Annotated in this window: 15 protein-coding genes; 6 read left to right on the forward strand and 9 right to left on the reverse strand. The window is 54.3% G+C overall.

What is annotated here, in order from left to right; translation table 11 throughout:
• Positions 1 to 79 precede the first annotated feature (79 nt).
• Positions 80 to 1531 (forward strand): FAD-dependent monooxygenase, encoded by a 1452-nt coding sequence (locus tag HS105_03945; protein MBE7515751.1) that lies wholly within the window; start codon positions 80 to 82, stop codon positions 1529 to 1531.
• A 40-nt stretch (positions 1532 to 1571) separates the two neighbouring features.
• Positions 1572 to 4529: a hypothetical protein gene (locus HS105_03950; GenBank protein ID MBE7515752.1), complete on the forward strand. Its 2958-nt coding sequence runs from the start codon at positions 1572 to 1574 to the stop codon at positions 4527 to 4529.
• A 4-nt stretch (positions 4530 to 4533) separates the two neighbouring features.
• Here HS105_03950 and HS105_03955 read toward each other — a convergent pair whose 3' ends face one another.
• A complete protein-coding gene (locus HS105_03955) occupies positions 4534 to 5004 on the reverse strand; it encodes a carboxymuconolactone decarboxylase family protein (GenBank protein ID MBE7515753.1) in 471 nt (156 codons plus the stop codon).
• Positions 5005 to 5077: 73 nt separating this feature from the next.
• Here HS105_03955 and HS105_03960 point away from each other — a divergent pair, with 73 nt between their 5' ends.
• Positions 5078 to 5854 carry a cyclase family protein gene (locus tag HS105_03960; protein MBE7515754.1) on the forward strand — a complete coding sequence of 259 codons (777 nt, stop codon included), beginning with the start codon at positions 5078 to 5080 and terminating at the stop codon, positions 5852 to 5854.
• On the opposite strand, the gene HS105_03965 is transcribed toward HS105_03960, so the two are convergent.
• The 8 genes from HS105_03965 to aroA form a co-directional block, all read right to left on the reverse strand.
• Positions 5822 to 6715 carry a TIGR01777 family protein gene (locus tag HS105_03965; GenBank protein MBE7515755.1) on the reverse strand — a complete coding sequence of 298 codons (894 nt, stop codon included), beginning with the start codon at positions 6713 to 6715 and terminating at the stop codon, positions 5822 to 5824. The two genes, HS105_03960 and HS105_03965, sit on opposite strands and share 33 nt — an antisense overlap.
• A 68-nt stretch (positions 6716 to 6783) precedes the next feature.
• Positions 6784 to 7161, reverse strand: a complete 378-nt coding sequence (locus HS105_03970; GenBank protein ID MBE7515756.1) for a cytochrome c — start codon at positions 7159 to 7161, stop codon at positions 6784 to 6786.
• 3 nt (positions 7162 to 7164) lie between these two features.
• A complete protein-coding gene (locus tag HS105_03975; GenBank protein ID MBE7515757.1) occupies positions 7165 to 8760 on the reverse strand; it encodes a long-chain fatty acid--CoA ligase in 1596 nt (531 codons plus the stop codon).
• 34 nt (positions 8761 to 8794) lie between these two features.
• A complete protein-coding gene (nadB, locus tag HS105_03980) occupies positions 8795 to 10378 on the reverse strand; it encodes an L-aspartate oxidase (GenBank protein MBE7515758.1) in 1584 nt (527 codons plus the stop codon).
• Positions 10379 to 10889: 511 nt separating this feature from the next.
• Positions 10890 to 11264 carry a LysM peptidoglycan-binding domain-containing protein gene (locus HS105_03985; GenBank protein ID MBE7515759.1) on the reverse strand — a complete coding sequence of 125 codons (375 nt, stop codon included), beginning with the start codon at positions 11262 to 11264 and terminating at the stop codon, positions 10890 to 10892.
• 17 nt (positions 11265 to 11281) lie between these two features.
• Positions 11282 to 11767 (reverse strand): BON domain-containing protein, encoded by a 486-nt coding sequence (locus HS105_03990; GenBank protein ID MBE7515760.1) that lies wholly within the window; start codon positions 11765 to 11767, stop codon positions 11282 to 11284.
• Positions 11768 to 11942: 175 nt separating this feature from the next.
• Complete coding sequence (locus tag HS105_03995; GenBank protein ID MBE7515761.1) at positions 11943 to 12461, reverse strand: shikimate kinase; 519 nt, start codon at positions 12459 to 12461, stop codon at positions 11943 to 11945.
• A gap of 3 nt (positions 12462 to 12464) precedes the next feature.
• Positions 12465 to 13757, reverse strand: coding sequence for a 3-phosphoshikimate 1-carboxyvinyltransferase (aroA, locus tag HS105_04000; protein ID MBE7515762.1), 1293 nt, complete (start codon positions 13755 to 13757; stop codon positions 12465 to 12467).
• A gap of 79 nt (positions 13758 to 13836) precedes the next feature.
• Here aroA and HS105_04005 point away from each other — a divergent pair, with 79 nt between their 5' ends.
• The 3 genes from HS105_04005 (at position 13837) to HS105_04015 (ending at position 16586) form a co-directional block, all read left to right on the forward strand.
• Entirely contained in the window at positions 13837 to 14247 is a 411-nt protein-coding gene (locus HS105_04005; GenBank protein MBE7515763.1) for an ATP-binding protein, read from the forward strand.
• A gap of 83 nt (positions 14248 to 14330) precedes the next feature.
• On the forward strand, positions 14331 to 14678 hold the full coding sequence (locus HS105_04010) for an STAS domain-containing protein (protein MBE7515764.1): 348 nt from the start codon (positions 14331 to 14333) through the stop codon (positions 14676 to 14678).
• A 105-nt stretch (positions 14679 to 14783) separates the two neighbouring features.
• On the forward strand, positions 14784 to 16586 hold the full coding sequence (locus HS105_04015) for a hypothetical protein (GenBank protein MBE7515765.1): 1803 nt from the start codon (positions 14784 to 14786) through the stop codon (positions 16584 to 16586).
• Positions 16587 to 16622 lie beyond the last annotated feature (36 nt).

Genomic DNA, 16622 nt, shown 5'->3' on the forward strand with positions numbered 1-16622 from the left:
TACGATCAGACAATTGCCAATTATCAATTAAGGTCTGAACTTCCAATGTGCGCTATGTTCCTATGTGGTGAAAAGATCTATGTCAGAAGTTACGATCATCGGTGCCGGCCCGGCCGGATCGCTACTCGCTATTTATCTCGCAAAACGCGGAATATCGGTCGATGTCTTTGAGGCTCGCGGCGATATGCGCACAGAAAAGGTGGAACGAGGCCGTTCAATAAATATGGCACTCTCCGACCGCGGCCTTCTTGCTCTGAGTCGTATCGGAATGGACGAGTATATGCTCCGTGAAGCGGTTCCGATGCGCGGCCGGATGGTGCATCCGGTCTCGGGCGAAGCGAAAATGCAGCCTTACAGCGGTCGTGATGGTGAATACATCAACTCGATATCGCGCTCCGGCCTCAATATCGCTCTCATCAATGAAGCGGAAAAATATGATCAGGTTGAATTTCATTTTAATGAGCGCTGCACAGATGTCGATCCCGATAGAGGCATGGCGACATTTGCTTCGGGCGGAACGATCACTTCACGGACGATCATAGCTGCAGACGGCGCAGGCTCGGCTGTACGGCAGGCAATGGCGAAAAGGGTTTCGAATTTTCGTTCGTCGTCGGACTTTCTCGAACACGGCTATAAGGAACTGCATATACCGCCCGGGGTTGCATCTGATCGAGCGGACAAGAACCCGGTCGCTCCTCCCACCACCCCGGCCTGCGGCCACCCCTCCTCAGGCAGGAGGCGAGCTTCCGGTTCTGCCCTGAACATGAACGCTCTGCATATTTGGCCGCGGCATCAATTTATGATGATCGCGTTGCCTAACTTTGACGGCAGCTTTACCTGCACATTGTTCCTCGCGAATGGAAATGCTGCGGAGAATGGTGATACCGCCTTTGATCGGCTCGTTGACGGACGGTCAGTGCAAAGGTTCTTCGAAAGAGAATTTCCGTCCGCCGTTCCGCTAATGCCAACGCTTGTTGAAGATTTCTTTGCGAATCCGACCGGCAGCCTCGGCACGCTGCGGTGTTCGCCTTGGAACATCGGTGGAAAGCTCCTGCTGATCGGCGATGCGGCCCACGCGATGGTGCCGTTCTATGGGCAGGGAATGAACTGCGCGTTCGAGGATGTGCGTGTCCTGGCGGAGCTGGTCGATTCTCAACTGTCAGAACCGCCTGCATCAGCGGGCGGCCATATCGACTGGCAAAAGATCTTTGAAGAATACTCAGCTACGCGAAAACCGAATGCCGACGCGATCCAGGACGTGGCTGTCGAAAATTTTTACGAGATGCGCGATGCCGTCGCCGACCCGGTCTTTCAGCGCAAACGCGAACTCGAAACGCTGCTCGAACAAACTTTTCCAGATTATTTCTCAAAATATTCAATGGTCACGTTTCGCGAAGATCTTCCGTATTCCGAGGCAAAGCGACTCGGAAATGCTCAAGACGAACTGCTGATGAATATATGCCGTCCGATAAAAAACGTTGCCGAACTCGATATCGAAAGCGTGATCAACGAAATAAGAAAGCTAAAATAGACACGAAATGCTGAAAACGAACCTGACAATAATTCTGCTGCTGCTCATTGCGGCTTCAGTTCTGCCGCAAACGCGATTCACGGTCGCCGATACGCCTTGGAATTCAGATGCATTCGGTGACATCCGAGCGGTCGTTTCGGTGAACGACGCGTCGGCCCGTGCGGCATTGGCGCATATCGAATGGCGCCGCCGCGATAACGATCCGGCAGCGAAAAATATTATCGTCACGTCCGCCGACGGCACCGTGATAACCAATATCATTCGCGGCGATATCAATAACGAATTCGGCGATGTCTATTTCGAACCGGCAGCCGGTGCGGGTGTTTATTACATATATTACCTGCCGTATAAAAAGGCGGGAAGCCCGAATTATCCGAAAGATTTTTATCCGCCGTTCGCCGAAACCGCCAATGCCGCGTGGGCGGTGTCCGCAAAAAATATCGCAAAAAAAGCGAGCGTGACGGAGATACAATCCGTCGATGCGTTCAATTCGTTCTATCCTATGGAGGTTATCGCGACCCGTGCCGAAACCGACGCGATACTAAAACGAAATGCCGGAAAATCGTTCGTCGTTTTTCCCGAAGACCGTATGTTCCCGATCCGTATGACCGATCATCTGCCGTCGCGTTGGGTGAACGGCGGCGACAAAGATTCGTTTGCGGGAAAGGCGAGACGCGGCGAATTTTATGTGTTCCAGCTCGGAGTTTTTGCGATAGAAGATCTCAGCAACGTTCGCGTTACATTTGACGATCTCAAGAGCGGCGGCAGTGCTATTACGTCCGCAAATATGACGTGCATCAATACCGATGGAGTCGATTACCGCGGCGAACATTTTACGAAAAACGTCGATGTCGGTGCCGGATCGGTGCAGGCGATCTGGTGCGGGGTTGATGTTCCGGTCGATGCAAGACCGGGCAAATACACAGGAAAGGCCGTCATCTCCCCGGAAGGTATGCAGCCGCAAAGCGTTTCGCTTTCGATAGACGTTTCAAATACGATCGCCGAAAATTCGGGCTTTAACGAACCAGCAAAACAAACGCGGTTGAAATGGCTGAATTCGACGCTCGCACAGGAAAATACGGTCATCGCTCCTTACACGCCGATCATCGTGAACGGCGATGAACTAAGCATTCTCGGCCGAAAGATCACGCTCGGCCCGGACGGTTTTCCCGCAAAGATCGAGACTTTCTTCACGCCCGAAATGACTTCGATCAGCACGACGCCAAAGAATATACTCGTCGCACCCGTGGTGATCGAGATCGAAGGTTCAGACAATAGCGTTTTCGCAAAGTTGGCATCGCCGTTGCGGATCACGGAACGTTCGCCCGGCACCGTCAAATGGACGGCCGCGAACACGCTTCCGAACGGCGATAAAAAGCTCACGATGGACGTCAGCGGCACGCTCGAATTCGACGGTGCGCTTTCGTACGAGGTAAAGCTCACGGCGAACGAAGACATCGACCTCAACGACATCCGTATGCGAATTCCTCTCGCAAAAGATGCGTCCGAATATATGCTCGGGCTTGGCGAAAAAGGACGCAAAACGCCGGACGAACTGCAATGGAAATGGGACGTTGCGACAAAAAATCAGGACGGCGCATGGCTCGGTGCGGTTAACGGCGGAATGCAGTTCTCGCTTCGCGATGAAAAATATGTCAGGCCGCTGAACACGAATTTTTATTTGCAAAAACCGCTGCTGCTTCCGGCTTCGTGGGGAAATGAAAACAAAGGCGGCATCGAGGTTTCGACCGACGGCGGCATTCGAACAGTTACGGCATACAGCGGTTCGCGACAAATGAAAAAGGGCGACGTGCTTTATTACAATTTCACGATGCTCGTCACGCCGTTTCACGCGATCGACACCGATCGGCAATGGGCGAACCGTTTTTATCACAAATATTCGCCGATCGACGAGATCAAGAAAACCGGAGCGACCGTCGTCAATATTCATCACGCGACCGAGATAAATCCGTACATAAATTATCCGTTCATCGCCCACGCAAAGATGAAAGCGTACATCGACGAAGCCCATGCGAACGGCTTAAAGGTCAAGATCTACAACACCGTCCGCGAACTTTCGAACCGTGCGTACGAACTTCCGGCATTGCGGAGCCTCGGACACGAGATCTATTCGCCCGGCAAAGGCGGCGGTTTCCCTTGGCTTCAGGAACACGTCGGCGACGATTACATTGCGGCGTGGTTCGTGCCTGAAATAAAGGACGCGGCGATCGTCAACAGCGGTATGAGCCGTTGGCATAATTATTATGTCGAAGGAATGAATTGGCTCGTGCAGAACGTCGGCATCGACGGAATTTATCTGGACGATGTCGCGTTCGACCGCGTGACGATGAAGCGCATCAAACGCGTTCTGACCAAGGACGGACATCCGGGAATAATAGATCTGCATTCGGCAAATCAGTTCAACAAAAGCGACGGATTCAACAATTCGGCGTTGCTTTATATGGAACATTTTCCGTATTTGAATCGGCTTTGGTTCGGCGAATATTTCGATTACGAAAATAATTCGCCCGATTTTTTTATGACCGAGGTTTCGGGAATTCCGTTCGGGCTGATGGGCGAAATGCTTGAAAAAGGCGGCAATCCGTGGCGCGGAATGGTCTATGGAATGACGAACCGAATGCCGTGGTCGGACAACGCCGATCCGCGTCCGATATGGAAAGCGTGGGACGATTTTGGAATGCAAGGCACGGCGATGATCGGCTATTGGTCGCCGAATTGTCCGGTGCGGACAAGCAATGCGAACGTGCTCGCGACCGTTTATTCAAAGAAAGGAGCGGCAATGATCGCGGTCGCGAGTTGGGCGGAATCCGACACATCGGTCAACCTGAACATCGATTGGGAGCGGCTCGGCATCGATGCAAAAGCCGCCGTTATCGAAGCACCCGCGATAGAAAATTTCCAGGCTGCTCGTCAGTACGCAGTCGGCGAAAAGATCGCCGTACCAAAAAACAAAGGCCTGCTGCTGATCGTAAAATGATACGTTATGCTGCGGTAGAATGTTGTCCCGGTTCGTACGTCCCCGCAGGCGTGCGGAACGCGACGGAGAAGCGGTTCCAACCGTTTATCGCAACAATCGCAAGCGTCAGATCGACGAGTTCTTCCTCGCTGAATTCCTTTCGGGCGATCTCGTAAACTTCGTCGGGAACGTGCGTTTTGCTTACAAGCGTTACCGCCTCAGCCCACTCGAGAGCCGCACGTTCACGCGGCGTGTAGAAAGGAGCCTCGCGCCAAGCGTCAAGCAAATACAGCCGCTGCTCGGTCTCGCCGCCAAAACGAAGATCCTTCGAATGCATATCGAGACAATACGCACAGCCGTTTATCTGCGAGACACGCATCTTGACCAAATGCAAGAGCTGCTCCTCGATCGCCGAAGATTGAAGGTAGTGCTCGAGCGCGTACATCGCCTTTAGCGTGCCCGGGCGTTTTGCATAAGCATCTATTCTCTGTTCCATTTCGGATTCCTCCGCGTGTATTACATCTTTTATTATAGAACTCGTCGATAGGTACTACAATGGTTTCCGAATAATGAAAGCAATAATACATTCGATCAAAGATATGGCAGCGGTTGATATCTCGATACCGCTGGTGTTCGAGGGGCGGCAGCCGAACGCCTTTGGTGCGTCGAGGGCGACGGCTGAGGTGCTTGGCGATACCGGAAGCGGCTCAAGCGTTAACTACGCCTCTTACACCGTCACGCCGCATTGCAACGGCACGCATACCGAGTGTATCGGCCACATTACCGACGAAAGGATATCTGTGCGCGAATGCCTGGAGGATGTGCTGTTGGCCGCGGCCGTGGTTTCGGTAGAACCTGAAACGAACACCGGCGGCGATCTTGTGATCAGCCGCAGAACTCTTGAAGAGCGTATCAAATCTGTCGCTGGATCAGGTGACGGAACAGAGGCGATCGTTATTCGAACGCTGCCGAACGACGCTTCAAAGCTTGAAAGGTTCTATGATACGAATTCCGCCGTGCCATACTTTGCGGCCGACGCGATACAGATGCTTGTTGATCGGGGCATTAGGCATCTCTTGGTCGATCTGCCGTCGATAGACCGGATGGATGACGGCGGAGAGCTTGCCGGGCATCGCATCTTTTGGAATGTAAAGGCCGGCAGCCGCAAGGTTGATGCGCAGGCTCGCATAGATTCGACTATTACCGAGTTGATCTTTGTTCCGAATGAGATCGCAGACGGTGAATACCTGCTCAACCTGCAGATCGCACCGTTCGAGGCTGATGCCGCGCCGAGTCGTCCTGTATTGCTTGTATCAACTGACAGCGTGCTCGATCGCCGCCTTTAGTTCAAGAAAACGGAATTCGAAACCGCTGTCCATAAGGCGTGTGGGCGCGGCCCTTGTGCTGGTCAACAGCAATTCGTCGCCCATTTCGCCGAATATCATTGAAACCGCGAATTCGGGCAGCGGTATGAATGTCGGCCGATAAAGCACTTCGCCCATCACGCGTGTGAATTCTGCATTTGTAACGGCATTCGGGCTGACGGCATTGACGGCGCCGCGAAGGGCTTCATTCTCCATCGCGAACTCGATCACGCGAACGTGATCCTCGATCGATATCCAACTCATCCACTGCTTACCGCTGCCGATGACACCGCCGAGACCGAGTTTGAAAGGCAAAAGCATTGTGCCCAGAGCTCCGCCGTCCTTTGAGAGAACAACGCCGGTACGGAGCAGAACCGTTCGAATGCCTGCATCTTCGGCCCGCCGTGATTCGGCTTCCCATTCGCGGCCGACATCGGCCAAAAAACCGTGTCCGGCCGTGTCCGCTTCGGTCATTATTTCATCGCCGCGTTCGCCGTAAAAGCCGATTCCTGATGCCGCTACGAGCACCTTGGGGCGATGCTTCAGCTTTGCTAAGGTGTTAATGAGGGACCGTGTGCCGATAACTCGGCTGTCGCGGATGGCTTTCTTCTTTTCGTCCGTCCAGCGAAGCCCGCTTATGCTTTCGCCCGCAAGATGAACGACAGCGTCGATTCCTTCAAGCCGTTCAGGTTCGGCAAAACCGTCCTCGATCGACCACTTGGCCAGCTCGCTGCCTTCAGCATCCGATCGGGACGCGAGCAGCAGGTCGTCGCCTTTTTTGCGGAGTGCGGCCTGCAGCCGTGTGCCGATAAGGCCGCTTGAGCCGGTGATCAAGACCTTCATAGAAGCAATTTAACCACACATCGCCCGAAAGAGATATCGAAAGCACCTCAGCAGAGCCGTGCCACCGACTATTTCTTCTCATTGCGGAGGTTATTCATAATGAAATCGGTCAGAGCGTAGCGTTCACGGTCCGTCAAGACGTTTCGGAACGGCATCATCCCTTGGCCGCCGTTTGTGATATGTTCGTAGATCTCCTCGCGGGTGTTGAATTGGTGCGGCCCTTCGCGCAGGTTCGGGACGACCATTCCGGTGTCAAGCTTTGCCCCCAAACCCTCTGAGCCGTGGCAAACGGCGCAGTTCTGACGATAGAGTGTTGCCTCGTAAGAGCGATCCGTAACGATCGAATAGCGGCTCGGCTCGGGCTGTGAACATGCGGCAAACAGAAGAACTGTTGCCGCAGCTATTACAAAAGGAGTTAAGAAACGACGACGACAGTAATGAGCCACTTGCTATCCTTTTATCTCTTCTTTCAGTGCGCGTTTGAAGATCTTACCGGTATTACCGATCGGCAATTCATCACGAAATTCGATGACGCGCGGGTATTTATTCGCCGCAATGCGCTCCTTGCACCACTCGATAAGTTCGACTTCCGTGAGTTCAAAGCCTTTATTTAGAACAACAAAAGCTTTGACCTCCTCGCCCAGCCGCTCGTCCGGGATACCGATCACTGCGCAGAGCGAAACGGCGGGATGCGTTATCAGCAGTTCTTCGATCTGCCGCGGATAGACGTTATATCCGCCGCGAAGGATCATATCCTTTTTGCGGTCAACGATCGAGACGTAGCCTTCTTCGTCAATGATGCCGATATCGCCTGTATGGAACCAGCCGCTGCGGAATGCTTCGGCGGTCTCTCGCGGACGGTTGTAGTAGCCTTTCATCACATTCGGCCCGCGGATGACGATCTCGCCGCGTTCGCCGCGCGGCACTTCTTTATCGTCGTCGTCAAAGCATTTAACATCAACTCCGAAGACCGCCTGGCCGACCGTGCCCGGTTTGGAAGCACGCTGAATGTGATTAAAGCACGCGAGGGGCGACGTTTCGGAAAGGCCGTATCCTTCGAGTACGCGTATGCCAAATCTCTCTTGAAACTCCGTGAGCAGGTCAACCGGCATTGGTGCTCCGCCGGACGTGCAAATGCGCATATATTTCTTGATCGCTGAGATGTCGTGATCGTTCGCCTTTACATACCGGAGCAGCGCCCAATACATTGTCGGAACTCCTATCCAGAATGTAACTTTCTCGGCAGCCATTGTGTCGAGGGTCGTTTTGGCATCAAAACGCGGCAGAAGAACGACGCGGTTGCCGCCGTAGATATTCGAATTCATCTGCACGGTCTGTCCCGTCGTGTGGAAGAGCGGCAATGTTACGAGAACCGTCTTCTGCAAGCCGTCCGTAAAGTCGAGTTCAGGCAAATGAATGTCGTACGTCGCGATCACATTCGACCACAGATTCAGATGAGTCAATTCGGCGCCCTTCGCCTGGCCTGTGGTGCCGGATGTATAAAGGATCGCACAAGTGTCGAAAGGGCTGGTCGGGTATAGCTCAAATTTGTCGCTAATCGGAGCGAGCAAGCCGTTCAAGGCGCGAAAGCGGCTGTCCGGCGATGCTCCCGTCGGATCTTTTGTCATTACGATCAGGTCGCGGCAGGAATCGACCTTATCAAAAGCGGCGGCGGTGTTGGCGAGCATCGGCAGCTCTTCTGTGCCTTCGAATACGAAAACCGCCTTTGCCTCGCTGTCGCGGAGCTGATATTCGATCTCATCCGGTTTGAAAAGAACGCACAGCGGCACGACGGCGGCGCCGGCCTTGATAATGCCGTAATAAACTATCGGAAAATAAGGGAGGTTCGGGCAATTCAGAGCGACGTTGTCGCCGCGGCCGATCCCCATTTCGGTCAATAGGTTGGCAACTTTGTTCGTAAGGCGGTCAAGTTCGCCGTATGTCAAGCGAATATTACCGGCAACGATCGCCTCATTGTTCGGCGTAAGCTTCGCGTTGTGCGAGACCATCGCCGCCAAATTCAATACAGTAGCCGCATTCTGCATTATTTTAGTACTCTCAAAAGGACTTCAGTCGATTTTATTGGGCTGCTGACGCGGTGTCAAAATCCATCGCCGCGGCCGCCGCTATCGGTTCGCGGATGCGTTGGACGGAATGTTTCCGCCACGCCTCATTCTGTTCGGGAAAGTCGGTGCGAAAGTGGCCGCCGCGCGATTCTTCGCGCCAAAGGGCAGCGGTTGCGACAAGGCGGGCCAGCGTAACGAAGTTCAGCGAAGCCGTGCTCAGCCTGGCCGATGCAATTTGGTCAAATTCGGCCAATGCACGCTTTAGCGAGCTGCCGTCGCGAACGATCCCGACGCGTTCCCACATTATCCGTTTTACGCGTTTACGGACGGCAGTGGAAAGATGAGTGCCGATCTCTGCGGCCGCGCCGGTGTTCGTTGCGGCCGCCGCGTGCGACGAGGACAGCCGCTCGCTGTCCTTTGCCGCGGCCGTGCCCGCCCTTGCACCGAACACGAGGCCTTCGAGCAGCGAATTTGATGCAAGGCGATTTGCTCCGTGGACGCCCGTGCACGACACTTCTCCGGCGGCATAGAGGCCGCTCAGCGTGCTTCTGCCCCAAAGGTCGGTGCGTATGCCGCCCATTGTGTAGTGCGAGGCGGGCGAGACGGGCAGCATATCTTTTGTTATATCAAGTCCGAACTGCAGACAGGTCTTATAGATCTTCGGGAAACGTTCTTTAAGGAATCCGGCGTCGAGAGCTGTCATATCCAGCAGGACACTGCGCGTTCCCGTGCGTCGCATCTCGGCGATTATCGAGCGTGCGACGATATCACGGGGCGCAAGTTCAAGGCGCTCATCATATCGGCCCATAAAGCGCTCGCCGTACTCGTTCCGTAGGATCCCGCCTTCGCCGCGCATCGCTTCTGAAAGCAGAAAACGCGGGGCACCTTCCACGCTGAGCGCCGTCGGGTGAAACTGTATGAACTCCATATCGCCCATCTCCGCGCCCGCGAAGTACGCCATCGCCATACCGTCTCCGGTTGCGACCGCGGGGTTTGTCGTATGCTGATAAAGCTGTCCGGCACCGCCCGTGCAGAGAATGACGGCCTTTGCGAACGCATCGCGCGGAGCGCGTAGTATCGGGTCGAGGAAGGTAACACCGATGCAGCGGCCATCACGCACGATCAGGCGTTCGGTCGTCGCAAAAGGCGTCAGGTTGATCTTCTTCTCGGCGGCTGCACGGGCGATCAGAGAGCGGACGAATTCAGCGCCCGTCGAATCGCCGTGCGCGTGAAGGATACGCCGCCGCGAATGAGCCGCCTCTTGCGTAAAGATCAGGCTGCCGCCTTCGCGATCGAACTCAGTGCCCCACTCGATCAGCTGCGTTATGTAACGCGTGCCTTCGGTAACAAGCGTCTCGACCGCCTGCGGGTCGCAAAGCCCCGCACCGGCGACGAGTGTATCGCCTTCATGCAGCGCGATATTGTCGTCATCGGAGAGCACGACCGCGACACCGCCTTGCGCGTATTCGGTGTTCGACTCGCTCGCTTTATCCTTTGTAAGAACGGTTACATTCGCACCCGCCGAGGCTAACTCGATCGCCGAGCGAAGCCCTGCAACTCCGCTGCCGATGACGATGAAATCTGTCTCAAGGGCCATTTACTTGAACTTTAGCAAACGTTAAACCGCAAGTCTAAGAAAAAAGCCTCCCGCCGCCAAGAAACCGGTGTTATGAAGATGTCGAGCGTTGTCTTGTCGATCTTCGCGGCCGTTGCGGTTAACACTTCCCGCGTGACGGAAAATTGATGGCTTTTTTGGCTTTGTGTGTAGCCAAGGGCTTTAGCCCATGCTCAGGATGCGGTGCGAATTCGGCAGAGTGTTTTAACGTCCTTTGTCTAGTTGGCTGGAGCCGGATCGGATAAAGCCCGCTAAAGCGGGCTGATAGCTTATTTATTCACCTTTTCCACGCGGTAAACCGCGCGGCAATTCATTCAGATATCCGGACCATACGGTAAACCGCGCGGCAATTCATTCAGATATCCGGACCATACGGTAAACCGCGCGGCAATTCATTCAGATATGCGGACCATACGGTAAACCGCGCGGCAATTCACAAAAAAGAGGCCGCCTTTTCAGACAGCCTCTTCCAATTGCCGACATTAGCTAAGAACTAAACCGGTATCTTAAGCTCCTGACCCGGATAGATCTTATCCGGATGCTGGAGGATGTCGCGGTTCGCATCCCAAATGGCTTTCCACTGGATGCCGTAACCGGCCGCGATCTTGCTCAGATTATCACCCGAGACGACCGTGTAAGTGTGGCCGCCGCCTGCGGCATCGCCGAGGCTGATGTTCAAGATCAGATCGTTCGAACGGAAATCAGGGTCTATCCGTGCATATTCATCCCAAAGCTGCTGCTTGGCCTCCGCGCTCGGAGCCGTTCCCGTGACGATCAAAGTTCCGCCGTCTCCTTCGCTCAACTCATACGTGGTGCCGTTCTGGTTGGCGAGTTCAAGAAGCGATTGATATTTTTCTTGTGCTGACATAATCGTTACCTCCTCGATCAATTGCCCTTCTTAAGCTGGGTAGTGTCGATACCCGTGATGCCCGATTGCTGGATCACCTGTATGCAGGTCGCAAACTTGGCAGCAGGAACCTCACCGGTTACCGTAACCTTGCCGTCCTTGACCGCGACCATTGCCGTTGTACAACCTGCCTTCTTCAGATCCTCGGTGATCTTGCCTGTAAGGGCCGGATCGGGAGCTGACGGGGTTGCGACTGGAAGCGGCTTCGTCGTCAGGCTGTTAGTAACGTCCTTAATGCCCTCAACGGACTTGACCGATGCTTCGGCCCTGCTCTTTACGGTAACGTCAGCAACCTCACCCGAAAGGGTGGCCACGCCGCCCTTGACCGCTACGGTTACGCCCGTGATCTTGTCGGCAGTCAGCTTCTCAGTCGCCGCCTTCTGCAGATCAGCGTCGCTCTTACCGCAGGCGCTCGCCATAAGTGCGATAGCCAAAGTAAACACTGCTAAAAATTTTATCTTCATTTTTCCTCCGAAAAATACTTGATCATTAAATTCTAACCGACTCCGCGTCCGCATCTTTGCACCGACGCGCCCTAAAGATCGGATCATAAGCGAGTTGCCTCGTAAACGCTCCAAATATTTAGTGGAACTATTATTGATGTATTTTTGTAAGAAGTGCAACTAAAACGAGCGACTTTTATGAAAAGATCTCGTCTTTGATTTGGCGTGCAACATCGTACGATGTAAAGCCGGGCCGTATCAGGAAGTGCCAGTCTGCGAGGCAGTAAACCTTTTGCCGCTCTTCAAAAAGCCGAAACGCAGCTTCCTTATTGCGGGCGAGGGGACGATCCTTTCGCGAAAAAGCGATGTTGAGCCAGCAATGCTCGAATGTCGCTTCAAGCCAAATGCTCGTGAACCCTGCATCCCTTAGCACGGCGCGGTTGCGTTCCAGCGTCCAGGTGCCGCCGCCGAGTGACAAGATCCGTGCATTATTTCGGCCGACGACCGTCCTTAGATTTTCAGTTTCGATATCGCGATACGCTTCTTCGCCGTCGGTGTCGATGATCTGGGCGATAGTTCGGCCTTGTGCGGCTTCGAGTTCGTGATCTAGGTCAACACGCCTGCAACGGAGGATGTTCGCGAGATGCCGCGACACGGACGATTTGCCGACGCCCATGAACCCGGTAATTGCAACTTTCAGATCCTTTCTCACCATCGGTCAAGAGGCCGCCCTTTCCAGTACGCCAAAGAAATTCGGGAAGGATACTTCGGCACACGCAGGATCGTCGATCTCGACACCATTGTCCGACAACAAGCCCGCAACGGCAAACGCCATTGCTATACGATGGTCGCCGAAGGTCGTTGCATTGCCTCCCGTCAGCCGCGACGGATACACGCGAAAGCCATCCTCGAACTCATCGATCTTGCCCCCGATCACCCTTAAATTCGAAACAACGGCCGCGATGCGGTCGCACTCTTTCACACGGAGTTCTGCCGCGTCGCGCACCTCAAGGCCGCCCCGCAGCCGTGAGCCGAGTATTGCAAGGATCGGCAGCTCGTCTATGACGCCGGCAATGCGGTGCTTGTCGATCTTCACGGTTTCACCCCTTGGCCGAAGCCCGCCGACCACTTCGATATCGCCGGCCGGCTCGTTGGATCGGCTCGCCTCATCAGTGATCCGGAGGTCAATGCCGCATTCGATCAGAATATCGAGAAGTGAGCGGCGTGTCGGATTTAGGCCGACGTTCTTTAGGATCGTATGCGAGCCTGCAAGACAGCCCGCCGCGACCAGCAGGAATGCGGCAGATGAGATGTCGCCGGGAACGTTGATATCGCGAGCCGTCATCGCTTTGCCGCCGCGTATCATAACCTTGCGTCCTTCAGGAGTGTCCGCAGAAGAGATGTCGGCACCGAGCCACTCGAACATCCGCTCCGTGTGGTCACGGGTAACTATCGGCTCGGTGACGGATGTCTCGCCTTCGGCATAAAGTCCGGCGAGCAGTATGCAGGTCTTTACTTGTGCCGACGCCACCTGAGCGTGGTACGAAATACCCGTCAAGCGTTCAGCAGGTCGAAAGCGAAGCGGCAGGCAGCCATCCGCACTATCGACCGCCGCACCCATTTCGGTCAGCGGCGTGATGATGCGGCGCATCGGCCTGCGTGAGAGCGAACCGTCGCCGACAAGCATGCTTTCAAATCTTTGTGCAGCAAGAACGCCTGAGAGCGTTCGGGCTGTTGTGCCGCTGTTGCCGCAGTCCAAGGGTGCGGACGGCGCAAGCAAACCGTGAAGCCCGCGTCCCGCGATCGAGACGGTTTCACCGCTGCGCTCGATGGTAACACCCATGCCTCGCAGACATTCAAGTGTTGAAAGGCAGTCTTGGGAGACAAGGAAGTTAGTGATCGTCGATTCGCCGTCAGCTATGGCGCTGAAGATGGCAGCTCGGTGCGAGACGGACTTGTCGCCCGGAATGGTAACCGTCCCTTCAAGTCGTTGTATTGGTTTGATAAGCATATTGGCTGAGCGGACGCATCGCAGCGAGAGCCTTGACACAGAATACGTAAACTCGCTAATTTACAAAAGATCGATTGCTGTGTCGAATAACCTTGAGATCAAACTAAGAAGCCGTCTTGAATCTGTTGACGAAGCGGCACGGTCGGCGGACGAGTTCGCAAAGAGCTGCGGCTTTGATGAAGAATTTCGCTATGCACTCGACCTGGCTGTGCGCGAGTCCGTCGCCAATGCGGTAAAACACGGCAATAAATTCGATGAATCGCTCCCGGTCGAGGTGCGGTTCGATGCCGATGACGACGCTTTTGAGATCAGCGTTCGCGATCATGGTGCAGGCTTTGACATCGACGGCATTCCTGACCCGCGGGATCCTGAGAACCTGCTTAAGGCGAACGGCCGCGGCATCCTCTTTATGAACTCATTTATGGATGAGATCCGCTGGCTGCAGGCCGAAGGCGGCGGCACCGAGGTCAAAATGGTCAAAAGGAAATAAATCAGACACATAATTTGGACTTTTTGAGCGCCTTTGACTAAAATTTGCTTTCGTCCAAATTTATTCTTTTCAAGGAGACACTAATGTCAGATATAACGATCAATGAACGACAGGCCGGCGATGTAACCATCCTCGATCTTAACGGAAAGGTAACGATAGGTGAGGGCAGCGTGGCTCTTCGCACAGCGATCCGCCGAGTGCTTGGCGAAGGAAAGCATAAACTGCTACTTAACCTCGCGGGCGTCGGCTACATTGATTCAAGCGGTATCGGCGAGCTGGTTTCCAGCTTTACGGCCGTCAACAAAGAGGGAGGAACGCTCAAATTGCTCAACCTCACACAGAAGATCCAGGACCTTCTGGCGATCACGAAGCTCCTCACGGTCTTTGATGTTTACGAGGAAGAGGGTGCGGCCCTTCAGAGCTTTAACTAAGGCATTTTGATCATTAACTGTGCATGAGGTAAAGGGCCATCGACGGCATCCTTTACCTTTTGCTGTTTTTATCTGTGCATCTGACAGCGGACGTTATTCATCAATATGAACGTGATATCTAGATCAGTTATACGTTTACTCGGCCGGACGGTCTTGCCGGCCGTACTTGCCTTATCGTTCGCAGCGTACGGCCAAGGTCCGCTTGACCTTGCGAATTACGGTGTCAGGATCGAGCCGGACCGGCGGTTGATCGTTGTTCTGATGACGCTTGATATGGCTCGTACGACCGATAGTTCGGGCAAAAGCATTCGTGTGATCGATACTGAACTGTCGAAGAACGGCGAGCAGTTCCGTTCGCAGATCGAAGAAGAGTATGCATCGCTGCCTGCTGATCTTCGGTCAAAGATATCGACATTCGTTACGCTTTATAAGAGAAATCATTCAAAGCAGACCGATGCGGAGATAATATCGGCATTTGCGTCGATGGCGTATGTGCTGACACCGGCTCCGGAACTTGCCGAACCTGTCGTAACCTCGAATCTGCCCGGAAATCTGCTTGACGTGCTAGATTTTGCGCCACTCGTTCGCGAATTCTATCGGCGCTCGGGAATCGCAGCGAAACTCGACGACTATGTGCGGGCTTATTTGAAAGCTTCTGATGCCGAGCTGCGGCCATCAACCCGTGAGATGGTTGCCGACCTGTTGGACTACCTGCACACGCGGCCGGAACTCTTCTACCGCGAAAGGATCGTTACGCAGACACAAAAGGGCAAGAGCAAAAAGGAAATGCTCCAGAAGGTCGAGACACGCGACCATGAGCGGCACTTCAATGTTGTACCTGAGATGTTCGCCCCCGCAGGCGATGTCATCTTCATCAACGCCCGCGATGACTATTATGTGATCGTGCCGCCCGATAAGGATGTCGAGCATTCTGAAGTAAGGCGTGCTTTTCTGCAATTTGTATTCGATCCGCTCATATTGAAGAATTCAAAGGATGTAGTCGCGATCCAAGACACAGTGAAGCCGCTGCTCGATGAGCGCCGAAAGGCAGACCCTTCGATCTCGCCCGACATCTTTCTTGCAATATCGCGTTCGCTGACCGCTGCAGCCGATGCACGGCAGGATGAGTATTACAAGACGTCGATCGCGGTAGATCAAGCCCGCAGGAAGTTAGAGCTTGCAAAGACCGATGAGGAGAGGCGGAAGATCACGGCCGATCTCGAAACTCTCCGCCGTGAGCTTAGTGACGAGACGGCCGCCCGACTATCCGATGATTACGAACGCGGCGCGGTTCTTTCGTTCTACTTTGCAGACGCGCTCCGCGGTATGGAAGATGCGGGCTTTGATGTGGCATCGTCCGTACGTGAGTTCATTGCCTCATTCAACGCGGCAAAGGAAGGTGACCGTCTTGCCCAAAATGCGGAAGCACGCAAAAGGGCGTTGGCGGCACGCGCTGAACGCAAAGGCCGTGCAAGCAATGCTGTTGTAGCGGAAAGCCCAATAACGACGGGGCTGCTGGCTGTCGATAAACTCATCACGGCAAAGGACTATGACGCTGCAAACCGCCAGTTGAAACAGCTTCTCGCTCAATATCCCGGCGAGGCACGCATCTACTACAATATCGGACGTGTTGCGAGCCTTGCCGCCGAGCGAATAGAGAGTCCGGATGAGCAGGCGGCAAAACTGCTGGAGGCAAAAACCGCCTATACGAACGTGCTCAACACGAAGACGAACGACACGGCACTTCTGTCCCATACATTTGTTGCGTTGGCGCGCATTTACGAGTTCGCGGATGAACGCGAATATGCGCTCAAGCTGTATGACAAAGCGATCGAGTTCGGCGATGTGGCGGGCGGTGCGTTCAAAGAGGCGCTCGCGGGCAAGCAGAACTTGCTGCGGAAACAATGAGCGGCTACCGGCAATACGCGTCCCGACGTAACTCAC

The sequence above is a fragment of the Chloracidobacterium sp. genome (assembly GCA_015075585.1).
Lineage (GTDB): Bacteria > Acidobacteriota > Blastocatellia > Pyrinomonadales > Pyrinomonadaceae > OLB17.

What these genes read in the sequence shown, in the direction of transcription:
- HS105_03945 (MBE7515751.1), top strand. Translation starts at nt 80, where the DNA reads ATGTCAGAAGTTACGATCATCGGTGCCGGCCCGGCCGGATCGCTACTC.
- HS105_03955 (MBE7515753.1), bottom strand. Translation starts at nt 5,004, where the DNA reads ATGGAACAGAGAATAGATGCTTATGCAAAACGCCCGGGCACGCTAAAG.
- HS105_03960 (MBE7515754.1), top strand. Translation starts at nt 5,078, where the DNA reads ATGAAAGCAATAATACATTCGATCAAAGATATGGCAGCGGTTGATATC.
- HS105_03965 (MBE7515755.1), bottom strand. Translation starts at nt 6,715, where the DNA reads ATGAAGGTCTTGATCACCGGCTCAAGCGGCCTTATCGGCACACGGCTG.
- HS105_03975 (MBE7515757.1), bottom strand. Translation starts at nt 8,760, where the DNA reads ATGCAGAATGCGGCTACTGTATTGAATTTGGCGGCGATGGTCTCGCAC.
- nadB (MBE7515758.1), bottom strand. Translation starts at nt 10,378, where the DNA reads ATGGCCCTTGAGACAGATTTCATCGTCATCGGCAGCGGAGTTGCAGGG.
- HS105_03985 (MBE7515759.1), bottom strand. Translation starts at nt 11,264, where the DNA reads ATGTCAGCACAAGAAAAATATCAATCGCTTCTTGAACTCGCCAACCAG.
- HS105_03990 (MBE7515760.1), bottom strand. Translation starts at nt 11,767, where the DNA reads ATGAAGATAAAATTTTTAGCAGTGTTTACTTTGGCTATCGCACTTATG.
- HS105_03995 (MBE7515761.1), bottom strand. Translation starts at nt 12,461, where the DNA reads ATGGTGAGAAAGGATCTGAAAGTTGCAATTACCGGGTTCATGGGCGTC.
- aroA (MBE7515762.1), bottom strand. Translation starts at nt 13,757, where the DNA reads ATGCTTATCAAACCAATACAACGACTTGAAGGGACGGTTACCATTCCG.
- HS105_04010 (MBE7515764.1), top strand. Translation starts at nt 14,331, where the DNA reads ATGTCAGATATAACGATCAATGAACGACAGGCCGGCGATGTAACCATC.
- HS105_04015 (MBE7515765.1), top strand. Translation starts at nt 14,784, where the DNA reads ATGAACGTGATATCTAGATCAGTTATACGTTTACTCGGCCGGACGGTC.